12 protein-coding genes are annotated in these 15907 nt (G+C 44.7%); 8 read left to right on the forward strand and 4 right to left on the reverse strand.

The features are described from left to right. The first annotated feature begins 115 nt into the window (after positions 1-115). From lipA to HY877_01890, 6 genes are read left to right on the forward strand one after another with little or no spacing between them, the layout of a single operon-like run. Positions 116-1027 carry a lipoyl synthase gene (gene lipA, locus HY877_01865; protein ID MBI5299029.1) on the forward strand — a complete coding sequence of 304 codons (912 nt, stop codon included), beginning with the start codon at positions 116-118 and terminating at the stop codon, positions 1025-1027. Between the two features lie 24 nt (positions 1028-1051). Continuing rightward, positions 1052-2302: a 2-oxo acid dehydrogenase subunit E2 gene (locus HY877_01870; protein ID MBI5299030.1), complete on the forward strand. Its 1251-nt coding sequence runs from the start codon at positions 1052-1054 to the stop codon at positions 2300-2302. Positions 2303-2360: 58 nt separating this feature from the next. After that, entirely contained in the window at positions 2361-3758 is a 1398-nt protein-coding gene (lpdA, locus tag HY877_01875; protein ID MBI5299031.1) for a dihydrolipoyl dehydrogenase, read from the forward strand. Further along, complete coding sequence (lipB, locus tag HY877_01880) at positions 3727-4431, forward strand: lipoyl(octanoyl) transferase LipB (protein MBI5299032.1); 705 nt, start codon at positions 3727-3729, stop codon at positions 4429-4431. The genes lpdA and lipB overlap by 32 nt, the downstream gene beginning before the upstream one ends. Positions 4432-4441: 10 nt before the next feature. Continuing rightward, positions 4442-5458, forward strand: coding sequence for a thiamine pyrophosphate-dependent dehydrogenase E1 component subunit alpha (locus HY877_01885; protein ID MBI5299033.1), 1017 nt, complete (start codon positions 4442-4444; stop codon positions 5456-5458). Position 5459: 1 nt separating this feature from the next. Then, positions 5460-6512, forward strand: coding sequence for an alpha-ketoacid dehydrogenase subunit beta (locus tag HY877_01890; GenBank protein MBI5299034.1), 1053 nt, complete (start codon positions 5460-5462; stop codon positions 6510-6512). On the opposite strand, the gene HY877_01895 is transcribed toward HY877_01890, so the two are convergent. Next, positions 6490-7758 carry an ATP-binding protein gene (locus tag HY877_01895; GenBank protein ID MBI5299035.1) on the reverse strand — a complete coding sequence of 423 codons (1269 nt, stop codon included), beginning with the start codon at positions 7756-7758 and terminating at the stop codon, positions 6490-6492. The genes HY877_01890 and HY877_01895 overlap by 23 nt on opposite strands. A 586-nt stretch (positions 7759-8344) precedes the next feature. Between HY877_01895 and HY877_01900 the strand changes: the two genes are divergently transcribed. Together HY877_01900 and recG are read left to right on the forward strand one after the other, a co-directional pair. Next, entirely contained in the window at positions 8345-9703 is a 1359-nt protein-coding gene (locus HY877_01900) for an OmpA family protein (protein ID MBI5299036.1), read from the forward strand. Positions 9704-9718: 15 nt separating this feature from the next. Next, entirely contained in the window at positions 9719-11926 is a 2208-nt protein-coding gene (gene recG / locus HY877_01905; GenBank protein ID MBI5299037.1) for an ATP-dependent DNA helicase RecG, read from the forward strand. A gap of 12 nt (positions 11927-11938) precedes the next feature. On the opposite strand, the gene HY877_01910 is transcribed toward recG, so the two are convergent. Genes HY877_01910 through HY877_01920 form a run of 3 tightly spaced genes read right to left on the reverse strand, consistent with a single transcriptional unit; the run spans position 11939 to position 15689 of the window. Continuing rightward, positions 11939-13225, reverse strand: coding sequence for a hypothetical protein (locus tag HY877_01910; GenBank protein MBI5299038.1), 1287 nt, complete (start codon positions 13223-13225; stop codon positions 11939-11941). Then, complete coding sequence (locus tag HY877_01915; protein ID MBI5299039.1) at positions 13218-13739, reverse strand: hypothetical protein; 522 nt, start codon at positions 13737-13739, stop codon at positions 13218-13220. The genes HY877_01910 and HY877_01915 overlap by 8 nt, the downstream gene beginning before the upstream one ends. Positions 13740-13766: 27 nt before the next feature. Then, a complete protein-coding gene (locus HY877_01920) occupies positions 13767-15689 on the reverse strand; it encodes a hypothetical protein (GenBank protein ID MBI5299040.1) in 1923 nt (640 codons plus the stop codon). Positions 15690-15907 lie beyond the last annotated feature (218 nt).

Genomic DNA, 15907 nt, shown 5'->3' on the forward strand with positions numbered 1-15907 from the left:
CAACATATTTTAATCTTTTAACTCCTTGAAATTCCATGTCAATTTTACTGTGTTTTCTACCGTTGCGCGTTTTGTTTGGGTGTATTAGTTTGCCCCCGTTTTTGAGGGGGTTACAATGCAACTTCCGGCGCTTAAACAGCAAAAAACAAAAAAACCTTCGTGGTTAAAAGTCTCGGTTCCGGGTGGGGATCGTTACAATCAAATTCGGTCTGCTCTTCGGAGTAAACGTCTTCATACGGTCTGCGAAGAAGCACACTGTCCCAATATTGGAGAATGCTGGGGGGAGGGGACCGCGACCTTCATGATTATGGGGGATGTTTGCACGCGCGGATGCAAGTTTTGCGCGGTCAAGACCGCGCACAAGGGAAGTCCGTTAGATCCGTTCGAGCCCCAAAAAATTTCCAAATCCATCGCCCTTATGGGATTGGATTATGTGGTCATTACCTCCGTCAACAGAGACGATCTTCAAGATGGCGGTTCTGTTCATTTTGCAAAAGTTATTGAAGAAGCGAAGAGGGACCACCCCCGTTTAGTAATCGAAGTTTTAACCCCCGACTTTCAGGGAATCGAAGATCAGATAGCCACTGTGGCCGATGCGAGTCCTCATGTTTTTTCTCATAACATCGAGACGGTGCGCCGTCTGACTCCACAAGTTAGAGATCCCAGAGCGACGTATGATCAGTCTCTGAAAGTTTTACAATTTGTGAAAGAAAAATTTCCATCTGTTTACACAAAATCATCTCTGATGTTGGGAGTAGGAGAAACCGATGATGAAATTCTGGAGGCTTTTGAGGATTTGAAAAAAGCGGGAGTTTCATTTTTGACATTGGGTCAATATCTACAACCTTCGTACAATCACTTGCCCGTGCAGGAATTTGTGACGCCGGAAAAATTTGATTATCTGAAAAATTGGGGAGAGACTTTTCAATTTGATTATATAGCCTCCGGCCCGTTAGTGCGCAGTTCCTACAGGGCGGGGGAGTTTTATGTTAAATCAAAAGTCAAAATTCAAAATTTTGAATTTTAATTTTTAAATTTGAATGGAGCGAACATGGACTGGAAAATGCCTGACCTCGGTGAGGGAGTTCAAGAAGGGGAAATTTTAAAATGGTTGGTGAAAGAAGGAGACAAAGTTTCTCTCGACCAACATTTGGTGGAGCTCATGACAGACAAAGCGACGATGGAGATTCCTTCGTCTGTCGAAGGAGTTGTGCAAGAAATTGTGTTGAAAGAAGGGGCGATTGCCAAGATTGGTCAAACATTGGCGGTGATTGGTGAAGAAGGCGAGAAAAAGACCATGGATCCAAAAAAGACTATGGACCATGGACAAGGGACCACAGACCAAAAACAGAAAGAAAAGGTCTATGGTCCACAGTCCATTGTCCATGGTCCTATTCTTGCTTCTCCCGCTGTTCGTCAATTTGCCAGAGATAAAAATGTTGATCTAAATTCTGTTACAGGTACCGGTCCCGGCGGTCGTGTTCTCAAGGAAGATGTAGAGGAAGCAATAAAGAAAAGGACCATAGACTATGGACCACAGACCATGGACCAAAAACAGAAGGAAAAGGTCCCTAGTCCCTTGTCCATTGTCCATGGTCCAAAAGAAGAACGTATCCCTCTGCGTGGTCTTCGCCGCAAAATTGCGGAACACATGGCTCTTTCCCGTCGCACGGCGGCTCATTTTACTCATGTAGATGAAGTCGATATGACCGAACTCGTGATGATTCGCAAAAGTGCAAAACCGGCCGCGACGGAAAAGGGAGTCAAACTCACATATCTTCCTTTCATCATGAAGGCGGTTTTAAGAGCTCTGCAAAAATATCCCATTTTGAATTCTTCTTTGGACGATGCAACGCATGAGATCATTCTCAAAAAATATTATAACGTTGGTGTAGCCGTGGCCACCGATGATGGTCTCATTGTTCCGGTCCTTAAAAATGTCGACAGTTTATCAATCCTTGATTTGGCCCGTGAAATTTCCCGTCTGGGTGAATCTGCCCGCAATCATAAATTAACGCTTGATGAATTAAAAGGCGGGACCTTTACCATCACCAACATTGGTTCCATCGGCGGAATGTTTTCGGCACCCATCATCAATTATCCCGAAGTGGCGATTATGGGATTGCATCAGATCAAACCGACACCGATTGTGAAAGACGATAAAATTGTGGTTCGGCAGATGATGTATATTTCCGTTTCCGCCGACCATCGCGTTGTGGATGGAGCGGAAGTCGCGGCATTCGTAAAAGAGGTGATCCATTTTCTGGAACACCCGGGCGCCGCCTTTTTGGAGCTTATATAAATAGTTTTTTACCTTCTCACCTCCCCCTTGAGGGGGGAGGCGGGGAGAGGGTGGATTTATGAAAAAATTTGATACGGTTGTGACTGGGGGCGGGCCGGGCGGTTATGTTTCGGCCATCCGCCTTGCTCAACTTGGGAAAAAAGTGGGACTGATTGAAAAAGAAAATGTCGGCGGAGTTTGCCTCAATGTCGGTTGTATTCCTTCCAAGGCGATGATTCACGCCTCCGAATTTTATTCTCATCTTTCTGAAGGAGAAACATTTGGTGTTTCGATGAAAGACGTTTCTCTGGACATGGTCAAATTGCAAGCGTGGAAAGACGGCGTCGTCAAAAAATTAACCGGTGGTGTGGCACAACTTCTTAAGGCCAACAAAGTAGAGGTTATTAAAGGAGAGGCGCGTTTTAAAAACAAACGGGAGTTGTCCGTTAAAACGGCGGCGGGGGAAGAGGTTGTCTCCTTTGATACGGTGGTGATTGCCACGGGTTCAAGCTCAGCCGTCATTCCGGGATTTAATATTGATAAAAAATTTGTGGGGACTTCCACCGAGGGTTTAAGTTTTGCCGCGATTCCGGAAAATCTTTGCGTGATCGGTGGCGGGTATATCGGTTTGGAAATTGGTTCTTTCTACGCCGCGTTTGGATCCAAAGTCACGGTTGTTGAAGCAACGGCGAGTCTTCTTCCCGGCATGGAACAAGATTTGGTGCAAGTGGTCGCCAGAGAGTTGAAGCGTCGCAAAGTAGATATTCATCTCAATACCAAAGCTACCGGTTGGAAAGAGGTGGATGGAAAAGCGGAGGTGAGTTTAGAAAAAGACAATGAAAAACAAAAAATCTTGGTGAACAAAATTTTAGTCGCGGTGGGGCGCACTCCCAATACCAAAAATTTAAGTTTGGAAAATGTGGGCATACAAATAGATCCGAAAGGTTTTATTAAGGTAAATGATAAACTTCAAACCAATGTCGACGGGATTTATGCGATTGGTGATTGTGCGGGTCAACCGATGCTGGCCCATAAGGCGAGCAAAGAGGGATTGGTTGCGGCAGGTGTGATTGCGGGTAAAAAGGAAATTTACGATGTGCGCGCAATGCCCGCTGTTATTTTCACCACACCCGAAATTGCCACCGTGGGATACGATGAAGCCGGGGCACAAAAAGCGGGCTTCCAAATTAAAATTGGAAAATTTCCTTTCGCCGCCTCCGGAAAAGCGTTGACCGCGAATGAAACAGACGGCTTCGTCAAAATTATTGCGGATACAAAAACCGATCGCGTATTGGGAGTGGCGATTGTGGGACACGATGCTTCCAATTTAATTGGAGAAGCGTGTTTGGCTATCGAGATGGGAGCAACGGCTGAAGATCTCGCGCGCACTGTTCACCCTCATCCAACATTAACCGAAACTTTAATGGAAGGAGCCGAAGCGGTCCATGGAACAGCCATCCACATTTTTCAAAGATAAAACCCCTCTCCCTAACCCTCTCCCACAAGGGGAGAGGGAGAAAATTTATTTCCCTCTCCCTTTATGGGAGAGGGTAACTGATCTGGGCATGACCCATTATGAAGAGGCACTTAAACTTCAGAGGGAGTTACATTCCGATGTCGCTTTAAAAAAGTTAGACGAGCTCATTATTATTACGGAACATTTTCCCGTCTATACATGTGGTCGAAGAACCCGCCTCGAAGACCGCCCTGTGGGGGAGGATATTCCTGTTGTCGATATCGAAAGAGGAGGGGAGTTAACTTATCACGGACCCGGACAAATTGTGGGTTATCCCATTCTTGATTTGAATCGGCGCAAAATGAGCATCCCGCAATATTTAAGAAAATTGGAAGAGATATTGATCGCTATTTTGAAAACCTACGGGATTGAGGGAAGGTATAGACAAGAATATTGCGCTGGAGTATGGAGCGGCGACAAAAAAGTGGTGTCGATTGGAATTGCAGTGCGGCGGTGGGTTACCTTTCACGGTTTTGCGTTAAATGTTGATTGTGATTTGACTCCTTTTCGGCAAGCAAGACCCTGTGGTATGTCGGGCGACCAGATGACATCGTTAAAAGAGTTGGGTTGTAATATTTCCAAAGAAGAATTGAAGGAGAAGATAAAATCAGCCTTGGTTGAAAAATTTTTTTAGCAAATAATCTATGAACATTGAGCGCGAATTGCAGGCTTCCTTGCAAGCAAAAATATATGACCTCATGGTCAAAGCCCGCGTTTTGGAAGAGCGCCTTATTCGGATGAGTAAATCAGGGCAGGGTTTTTTCTGGATTGGCGGTCCGGGTGAAGAGGCTTTTAATGTGCCGCTCGGATTGTTGATCAAAAAGGGCGAAGGACTTGATTATGATTTTTTGCATTTCCATTATCGCCAATCGGCAACTCTGCTGACGATGGGGATGAAGATGATCGATGCGATGCGCCAGATGCACAACACCGCGACGGATCCTTATTCAGGCGGGCGCAATTTTGTGGGGCACTTTTCCATCAAGGAATGGAATGTCGTGAATGTCACCAGCCCTATCGAGACGCAATACGCGGCCTGTATCGGCACGGGTGTTGCGCAGGCCCGGCACAAAGGGGAGGGGATCACCATCGTCACGGGTGGAGATGCCGGAACGGCCGAAGGAGAATTTGCCAGCTGTCTGGTCTGGGCTTCCAGAAAGGGTAAAGAACTTCCGATTCTGATTATTGTCACGAATAATCAATATGGCATCAGCACTCCTTTTGCTGAAGTTCATTGCGAAGAACCCATTGCAAAAAGAGGCGAAGCCTTCGGAATTAAAACGGCGATTATTGACGCGAATGATCCGGTAACCTCCTATCAGGCGCTTCAAAAGGCGATGGACACTGTGCGCAGAGAAAGAAAACCTTTTTTACTGGAGGCGCGCGTTTCCAGATTGTACGGTCACTCCAGCGCTTCCGGTGCCAATCGCGTTTCCGGAGAGGTCGATTGCATTCCCGAATTTGAAAAACGACTCAAGCAAAAAGGGATTTTGAAAGAAGATGATTTTAAAAAAATCCGGGAAAAATATGAAAAAGAATCTCAGGACAGTTTGAAACAGGTGCTTCAGGAAACGGGACCAAACCCCGAAACAATTTTCGATCATGTGTTTGTTAACAAAGAGGATACATCCCACCCGCTCCCGAGGTGGATGAAAACGTAACATGGCAACCATGGCACAGGCAATCAGATTGGCGCTTCATTATGCCGAAGAAAATCTCGGCGTGATGGATGTTTTTGGCGAGGATGTCGGTCCTCCTCTGGGAGGCGTTTTTACTTGCACGCAGGGAATCAAGTCGGCATGGAATTCTCCGCTCGATGAGCGCGGGATTATTGGTTGCGCTTTTGGATTGGCTCTGGCCGGATGCAAACCAATCGCCGAAATTCAATTTTCAGATTATATTTTCAACACGATTGATCTCTTAAAATTATGCGGCAATAATCTTTGGTGTTCCAACGGGGCATGGCCCGTGCAGATGGTCGTGATGACGCCGGTTGGAGCCGGCATTCACGGTTCCATTTATCATTCGCATTCTTTTGAAGCGATCATGAGCCATATTCAGGGTTGGAAAATTGTCATTCCTTCCAATGCTTATGACGCCTATGGCTTGATGCTGTCCGCGGTTAAAGATCCCAATCCGGTCATGTATCTGTTCCCAAAAGCTCTCTTGCGTGTGCAGGGAGAGGAAAAAATTCCTGGTGAACCCGCTGATGCGAAACAGCTTTCCCAAATGATTGACGCCCCTCTTGGAGATCGCAGTCGTTGGCAGGCCAAATGGCCCAATCTTCAGCAGGCGGATATTCCTTTGGGAAAGGCGAAAGTCTGTGTTGAGGGAAATCAAATCACTGTCATCAGTTATGGACGGATGCTTCCTCTTTGTGTCCAAGCGGCACAGCAATTAAAAGAGGAGCAGATCTCCGCGGAAGTCATCGATTTGCGCACGCTTTATCCTTACGATCAGAAAACAATTTTTGAATCGGTCAAAAAAACGGGACGTGTTGTGATTGTCAATGAAGACACGGAAATTACAAATTACGGAGAACACATTCTCCGCCGAATTATGGAAGATTGTTTTTACCATCTGCAAGCGCCGCCGATTTTACTCGCAGGAGCGAACGTCCCCGGCGTTGGTCTTGCAGAATCGTTAGAGAATATCACCATCCCGGAGCTTCCTCATATTAAGGATGCCATCCTTAGCATTGCCAAGGTGGTGTAATAAAACCGGGAAAATTTCTTAAAGAGATGACGTTAACATTTTTGCCCATGACAGGACGCAACTTTTGGGGTTCCAGCTTGATATCGAAAAGAAAAATTTCATTTCCCTTTTTCAATAAGACATCGGTTTCGCGTTTCAAATTGGAAGAATACCAGTAATACATCGGATCATTCTTCCCTGCCAAATAATTGATGACGATGGATTCAAAGATATTGCCAAGTTTTTCTCTTTTTTCCAGATAATTTACCCACCATTGATAACAGTTTCGCAGGCCTCTCAAATAACATCCCGCAATCACGCATAACAGCGGATCAATAAAATATATTTTTTTGGCTTTTCGAGGCGACGACATTTCTTTGTCGGGATCGTAACAATTTAACACTCTGCACAAGAAGGCAAGTTCAAGATGCTCGACATAATCTGAAGCCGTCTCGTGGCTTTTAATGGGGGTTTTTTCGATAACCCTTTGCCATGTAACTTGTGTGCCCAGCGTATCAAAAATCCGAAAAAGAATATGAACCAAAACTTCCCGTGACAGTTTGAATCGGTGGGCATCTCCGAATATCCAATTGGAATATGTTTCGTATGTGTCATCAAGAACCTGTCCGAATTCACAGAAATCACGAATGCCATGCGGAAATCCTCCCACTTTCATATATATCTTCAGCAATTCCTCTTTTGGCAGATTTTTGAAACATTCAAGCCCTGAATAATCATCGATATTTAACGGGTATATATTTATCTCCTTGACGTTTCTTCCCGAAAATCGCTCCGCCATCTTTTTTAGATCGCGCGCATTGGAACCCGAAATAAAAAGAGAGGCATTTTTTAAAAGGCCGGCATTGTAAAGCCAGAGTACACATCTTTGCCAGTCTTCCACGAACGTTATTTCGTCAAGACAAACAACCGTTTGATGGTTTTTTTTTGGTTCGATCCAATTGGTAATCGCATCCTGCAACTTTTCGAAATTGCCGAAGGACTCGCAGGAAAGAAAAAGACATTTTTTGGCATCCAGTCTAGCAGTCTGGATAGCCTCTTTTATTTTTTCTTTTAGGAGGGTTGTTTTTCCAACTTGTCTTCCTCCGCGAAGGATGTAGCCACGTCCTTGTTCGAATAAAAGATTTCTTTTGATCGGGTTATCAAAATAATAAGGTTTGCCCTTTATCTGCACAATGTGTTCATCTGTTTCAATTGCAGAAGGATCATCCCACCATGGATTCAAGATTTTGATCGAAGTTAGATTCATAATTGCTGGATATCATTGAATAAATATATAAAACATAAAATACGCGATTATGATCGCATATTTTATGTTTTAGGACAACAAAAAGATCATCCCATAAAAAAACATCCCAAAATACAACGCGTCAAAAATCGTTAGCGGTCTTCCCATGTCAGACCGATGCATCGAAGGCCACAATGATTGCGGAGAGGTGCGAAGTTCTGCGAAACGGAAGTCTGAAATTTTTAAGGGTTTTGCTAAAAAGATTTACCACATGGAGTGTCGGAACAAAGCCTGCGTTTCGGTTGAGGGAAAAGGACCGAATAAATGCGAAAAAAATATAGACTGTAGAACTGTAAAATCACCTCCTCGATTTTAATTGTTCAGTGACATCGGACGGTTTAGTGTTTGACTTCCCCCCAAGGCCACTTTATTATCCGCGCCGTTACATTTGATAATAAGAGAAGTGGTGGAAAGTGTCATTCCGGCGGAGCCTGTCCCTGCAGGCAGTAAGCAGGGAGCCGGAATCCAGAAATATTTATAAATAATGGATCCCTGCTTTCGCAGGGATGACAAAAAATGTGTTTGCACCATTTCATATGGGGGGAGAGTGAAGAAAATAAAATTTGGTTTTTGGATTGCTGTCGTTTCTTTTTTATCTTATCCCGCATTTGCCCGTTTTCCCAGTAACAGTGCCGATTATGTCCGTCCCGCATTTGATGGTGGAAAATTCGTTGTCACTAGTCAATCTCAAGGTTTGTATCAGTGGGGTTATGATCTCGGATTAAATTTGGATTACGCCTTTGAACCCGTTGAAGTGGTTCCCGCAACAGGCGCCGCCAATCGTGTGGCGGGTGTTATCGACGATTTTTTGGTGGTGCATGTTACAGGGGCCATTGGTCTGACGGATTGGCTTGATGTCGGTCTGGATGTTCCGGTTGTTGCCTATGAAACATTTTTCAATTTTGTGACCCGTGACGCTTCTCAATGTATTGTGAGTGGATCAGTTTGTCCCAAGCAGACAAAAACAAAAATGGGGGATATCCTGTTCGCAACCAAGTTAAGGTTACTCGATTCCGATCGCAGTATGTTTGGCGTTGCCATCCAGCCTTTCATTTCGTTTCCGACCGGAAGCGGTTATTACATGACCGGTTATGGTCAGTTTTCAGGCGGCGCAAAGGTGGTTGTGGATGCCAATATCAAAAGAAAAGTCTATTTTGGTTTAAATGTCGGTTATCAGGTTTTGAAGAATCGCAATTATGCTCCCGACACGGCCTTTGCGAATATCGATGATCAGATTCTTTTGTCTTTCGGCGCCAATGTTCCCATCGGCAAAAAATTTGCCGCACTGGCTGAATTTTATGGTGAAACGCTTGCGAAATCTCCTTTCAAACATCAAATCCAATCCCCTTTTGAATTTTTAATTGGAGCGCGTTATGAACCCGGGATTATTAAACGCTGGAAATTTTCCGTACTGGGAGGAACCGGTATTGATAAAGGATTTGGAGCGCCCGCATGGCGGACAATGGCGCAAGTGAGTTATCGCAATACCAAAGTGGTTGAGCTCTCAGACGAAGAGGCCTCTCCCGTTTCCGTCGAAGCGCCCTATGAAGAAAAAATCATCATCATGCAAAAAATTCATTTTGAATTTAACAAGTCGAATATTCGCCCGGTCTCTTATCCCATTTTGGATGATGTCGTAAAAGTGCTTGAACAAAATCCGCAAATCAAAAAAATTCGGATTGAGGGACATACCGACTGGATCGGTTCCGATGCCTATAATATAAAACTTTCTCAGCGGCGTGCTGAAGCCGTGCGTGGGTATCTGGTTAAAAAAGGGGTTTCTCCCGATCGTCTGGTAGCCACAGGTTATGGCAAATCCCGTCCTGTTGCGGATAACAACACCGACGAAGGGCGCGCCAGAAACCGTCGGACCGAATTTACAGTCCTTGATAACGGCGGTGCCTAGTATTATACCGCTTGGGTGCCCAAACCATTTTCCAAAAATGATTCTCCGCTCGCAACACCCGTGCAATTTATCAAAGGCGTGGGTCCTGCTTTGGCCAAAAAATTGGCGAAGTTGAATGTCTTTACCGTCGAAGACCTTTTTTATCTTATTCCCATTCGCTATGTTGATCGCAGACTTATTTCACCGATTGCGGAAATAACTCCGGGCAAGGAGAGAACCGTAATTGGTCATGTGATGTCGGCGGGCGTTCATTTATTGGGCCGCAGTGGCAAACAAGTTTTCGAAGTCACTGTCAGCGACAACACGGGAAAAATTTCTGCCAAATGGTTTCATTTTTATTTGGATTACATGAGGCGAAATTTTCAAGTGGGCACCAAAGTTTTGATGGCGGGAGAAATCAGTTTTTTCAAAAATAAGGGACAGTTCCTACATCCCGAAGTGGAGTTTCTGGAGAATGAGGTGGAGAGTGATGAATTTAGCCGCCAAGGGCGGCGAGAGGGGGAGGCTCCGCCGGCTTTGCCGGTGGAGGGGGCTTTGCCTGCCCCTATAACAGAAGCCGGTGGAAAAATTCTGCCTGTTTATCCGTTGACCGAAGGCGTTTCGCAAAAAATGATGCGAAAGATTGTACGCAATGCGTGGGATTATTTTGGACAACATTTAAGGCCGGCACTTCCTCTGGATTTTCTGGAAAAATATCATCTGGCCGACCCGTGGGAATCAGTTGCCCAGCTTCATTTTCCCGCCTCCGATATCGATGTCAATCTTTTGAATGAGAGACAATCTCAGGCACATCGCACCCTGATTTTTGATGAATTCTTTTTTCTGGAGTTGGGGCTCGCATTAAAAAAATCCAAAACAGTTCGGGAACAGGGGATTGCTTTTCCTCATCATGCCGAGACAGAAGATCGTTTTTTGAAAATACTCCCCTTTGCATTAACAAAAGCCCAGTGCCGTGTTTTGAAGGAAATTCGAAAAGACATGGAGCGCTCCTATCCGATGAACCGTCTTTTGCAAGGCGATGTGGGGAGCGGAAAAACGGTGATAGCGCTTGCCTGTTCTTTGCAAGCCATTGCCAATGGTTATCAAGCGGTGATTATGGCGCCGACCGAAATTTTGGCGGAGCAACATTTTCAAACGATGAGCCGCTTTCTGCAACCGCTTGGAATTCCTTGTGGGCTCGCAACCGGCGGTATCAAAGGAAAAGAGAGAGAGACTCTGTATCAATCCTGCAAGAATGGAGAAGTGCCTCTTGTTGTTGGAACACACGCTTTGATCCAACAAGGTCTGGAATTTGCGAAACTGGGATTTATTGTGATTGATGAACAACATCGCTTTGGCGTTTTGCAACGGCAGGCCCTGCATAAAAAAGGAAAAATGCCCGATGTTTTAGTGATGACGGCAACGCCCATTCCCAGAACTCTCGCGCTTACTGCTTATGGTGATCTGGATGTTTCCGTCATTGATGAACTGCCACAGGGGCGTAAACCTATTGCCACAAGACTTTACGGGGAGAAACAAAGAGAAGGCATGTATCAGGGCATGTCGCAGGAGTTGAAAAAAAATCACCAGATTTTTGTTGTCTATCCGTTGATTGAAGAGAGTGAAAAACTCGATTTGAAAAATGCAACCGAGATGTCTCAAGAACTCAAACGTCTTTTTGAACCCGATTACAAAGTGGCTCTTTTACATGGCCGTCTTCCTGTTCAGGAAAAAGAATCCATCATGGCCGATTTTAAAAATCAGAAAGTGCAAATTTTGGCGGCGACATCCGTGGTGGAAGTGGGGGTTGATTGTCCCAATGCCACCGTGATGGTGGTGGAACACGCCGAACGTTTCGGACTTTCACAACTTCATCAGCTTCGTGGAAGGGTGGGGCGCAGTTCTTTTCAATCGTATTGCATTCTGATGGCCGATTATCGCCGCTCAGAAGAAGCAAAAAAGCGCCTTCAAGTAATGGTTGAAACCCATGACGGTTTCCGAATTGCCGAAGAGGATTTGGCGATTCGCGGTCCCGGAGAATTTTTAGGCACAAGGCAGGCGGGTCTGCCGGAATTCAGGGTCGCCAATCTGGCACAAGATATTGATATTTTGAGCTTAGCCCGCCAAGGTGCTTTTGAATTGATCGAAAAAGATCCAAATCTAAGTCTGCCGGAACACCAAGCCTTCCGCGCCATCCTGCGCTCGCGCTGGAAAGGAAAATTAGAATTGATTCAGATTGCGTAAATGTGCTGTCAGTTATTGTGATTCCACAATCCGGTATTTTAATTTTCCGTTAAGACCGGGATTATCCGGAGCAACAATTTGGTTAACCGTAACTGTGGCAATCTTTACAGGATTGTCGTTGCCGGCGGTTTGGATGTCATCTGTCAATATTTGGGTAAAAGTTCTTGTTCCGTTTGGAACGGTAATTGTTACATTTGCTGTGACGGGACGCGCCGGAAGTTGTTCTTCATTATCATTATGGTCTTCATAATAATTTAAGGCGATCGTATATTCACCGACTTGTAGCTGGTTGCAATCTGTATAGTAATGTTCGGGACCAAAACCTTGTTTATTGTCAAGATCCAGAAAACCGCTAACCCCTTTGAGGTTTTTGTAATAAACATGTGTTTGATCCGGTTCGAACAGATGCAAGTCAACGTCTGCGTTATCCAGATTCCAAGTCACCGTCACGGTAATAGGCCCGCTTCCAACAATCTGAGGCGGGTCTTGAAGTTTGGCCAGTTGCCGTTGGATATCAACAACCAGTGCCGGTGCAATATCAAAATCGGATGACAAATAGGTATTAATAAATCCATGTGCTTTATATCTGTCCAAATCGTTCGCCACAGAATTATCCAATGTTTTTTTCAGAGTATGGTTGTGCGGCAAGGCGCCGAGCAATCTCAGGACTGTGATGATATCCCGATGATTGGTCAGATAGGGTGCACCGTCTCCCCTAATTCCACCCACATTATTTGTAGGTGTTGCGACGCCAAATATGCCAAAACTTGTCATGGGAATACTGGGTTGTGCATCTGCAAGAATTTGCTGTGCCTCGTTGGCATAGAAATTTCCTTGGGAATGGGACACGACCATGACTTTCTGACCCTGTAAAATGGCTTCACGGTATTTTTCAATATGGGTGCTTAACTCCGAAGCGGCAACCTCATATTCCGCTTGGAATAATTTATCTTGGAGGTTCTGAAACCAGCCCGGAATATTTCCCATTTGATATAGCCATAAAAAAATTTGACTGCTGTATTGTGCCAGATTTTGATCCGCCGCCTGAACGAGATCTTCAAAAGGTCCATCGGTATAATTATAGGCCAGATCATAAGTGATCTCTTGTCCCTGAAAACTCTCTCCCAGCACCTTGACTAATTTATCTTTTGCTTTCTGTGCATCTTTCCGCGATGTCCATATGCCATTCACAAATACAACATGGAATTTTTCGGGAGCCGCTTCGCAATTTTGCAAGGCATGCACTGAAGAAAGAAAAAGAAAATATCCTATAAAGAATATGACGCTGATTTTAATCACAGAAGGGACCCTTTCCTTGAGTAAAATAGCCTCCCCCCACCAATTTGTTCGATTGAAGATATTTTTTAAAACGCTCTCGTGTATTAGCCGTAAGGGCTTCTATTTCCCTAGACATTTCGAGCTGAAGTTTTTCCCGATCCTTGCTGCTTTCAAAATCGGGGAGACTGTACTCACAGTCAATCGCCCGGTCCATCAATTCTGTAGCCTCAAAAGCTTCGGTTTTGGTTGTTGCTTCCATCATTTTTTGCGTGGCTTTGGCATCTTGTTCCGCCGCTTTCTTTATGGCCTGCGTTACGGAATATTTTTTTTCAATCAGCTGATCAATATCATCGCGGATGCCGTTATAATTGGCATCTGTCCCTTTCAGGCCGGTGGAGGTGTCTTCTTTGATTCCCAAAGATGCCGCTGGATTGTTCTGCGAAAGGAATGGAAACCCTTCGGAAAAAATCGCGCCCCCCGCGCTACAGCCGAAAAGCAATAAAAAAGCGATTAAAAAAAGTGTTGCACAGCTCATTTTGTGTAAAAGCATCTCCCGTCTCCTTTAGTGTGAAGTTAAAATTTTTCCATTTTGGCCCACGGCTACAAAAGTGGTGTTACCGTAGACGATGCTGAAAAGAACATCCGTAACTCCAATGTCTCTTGACACCCAGGTAATGCCGTCTGAAGAAGTCAAAACTTTGCCACCATAACCCACGGCGACAAATGTATTTTGAGCATAGGTCACATCACTGAGATAATAAGGATTACGCAGTGTCCATGCCACGGCATCCGGGGACGTCAGAATATTGGGCGCCGTGCTTGCCACGCCAAAACTTGGTCCCACAATAACAAAAGTTCCGTTACCATAGGCAATAGCGCTGAGAGTTGTTGTAGTACCCGAATTTTTTGATGTCCATGTAATGCCATCCGTGGATATGATGATTTTTCCGTTACTGCCAACAGCTACAAAAGTATTGTTAGCGTAAATGATCCCGCGCAGATTTTCTGCGATTCCGGAGTTTCTCTTAATCCATGTTGTACCGTCAGGGGAGGTGACGACAGTTCCATCGTCGCCTACTGCCACAAAGGTATTGTTTCCGTAGGTTACGGCATAGAAATAATTGGTTGTCCCCGATATTTTTTTTGTCCATGAAATGCCGTCCGGTGAAGTGGCAATCTGACCGTTCCAACCCACAATGACAAACAGATTGTTGCCATAGGCAATGCCTGTTGAATAATCATTTGGTACGGCGTGTGTTGTCCACTGAACGCCGTCTGACGACGTTAAAATCTGTTTACTGGAACCCTTGGATGTGACCACAAAAATATTATTACCAAAAGCAATGTCATCGAGCCATGCCGTACTGCCTGAATTCCTTAAAGTCCATTGTCCGGCAACGGGGGACACCGGCATTCCGGAACTTTGCGCTGATGGAACACTTTCTCCTCCAGAATTGACTGCTGTGACGACATAATAATAGGTGACGCCATTGTTAAGACCCGTATGAATAAATGGTTTCGTGGCCGCCTGAATTTTTGTTCCATTAATTTTGCTTACACCGGAAGCTGTTGACCAATAAAGATTATAAGAGATTACATTAGAGGAAAGATTCCAATCTATTGTATTTTGGCCGTCACCGGTAATAACGGTCAAATTAGAAGGAGGAACGGGTAATGGAATGGACGTGGAACCATTCGGCGGATTATCAGAAGAGTTGCTGGAATCGTTTGATGGGTTCACTGTAGCCGGAATACCAACCGCTTCCGACAAATTTGTTATTCCATTGCCATCGTCATCGTAAGACAAATTAAAATCCGGTTGTTTAAAAGTTATATGAACATTTTTGCCCTGAGAAAATTCGATTCGAGCCGTCAGACTTGCAAGAATGGGAAGTTTATCCTCTTTGGAAGTCGCGGCTGTGTTTTCATCTGTCGCATTTTGTATAGGGGAAGGGTCATTAGCACATTCTGTTTTGATTGCGTCTTTGCATTGTTGTTCGATTTTTTTAGCTTCGCAATATGGCTTTGCCAATTCCCATGAGACTTGTTCGCACTGTTCTGGTGTTGTCTCAGAAGAGGTTTTGGCAACACTATTTTTTTTTGAAGAGGACAAGGACGTTTTATTTTTAAAAAGAATTTCCAGATAGAAAGTGCCGTCGGGCACATTGGTAAATGAAAACTCAAATTTTGTTTTGTCGTTGTCCTGGACAATAGCTTTTGTCGGGCCTGCAATTTTATTATCCTCTGTAAAACTTGATGTTTTAAACAAGGTGCCCTGAATGTCGATATCCTTGCTAATTTGAAAAAGTTCAGGAGGATATTCCAGATCAGCGCGAACTAATCTTGAGGATGTAGCTTCACTGCCACCGCCACAGCCTAAATGAAAAGTCATCAACAGAAATACCGCTATTCCATAAATCCATACGTTGCCGTGATTGGACCGATGGCGGGCAAGAAATTTTTTGTTTTTTAAATTGGGCTTCATATTTATGATCTCCATGAACGTAAGTTTCCATGGGGGTGAATAGGGGTCAACAAAAAAATTCATATATTTCAAACATTTATATGTATGTTTTATGAGACAGTGCGTTCTTGTTTGGAGCACAGAGAAATGCCGAGTGGAGACTACCTGTTATTTTTTGAATTGATCGAAAAAGACCCAAATTTAAGTCTGCCGGAACACCAAGCCTTCCGCGCCATCCT

This window comes from Deltaproteobacteria bacterium (assembly GCA_016213065.1).
In the GTDB taxonomy this organism is placed as follows: Bacteria; UBA10199; UBA10199; order SPLOWO2-01-44-7; family SPLOWO2-01-44-7; genus JACRBV01.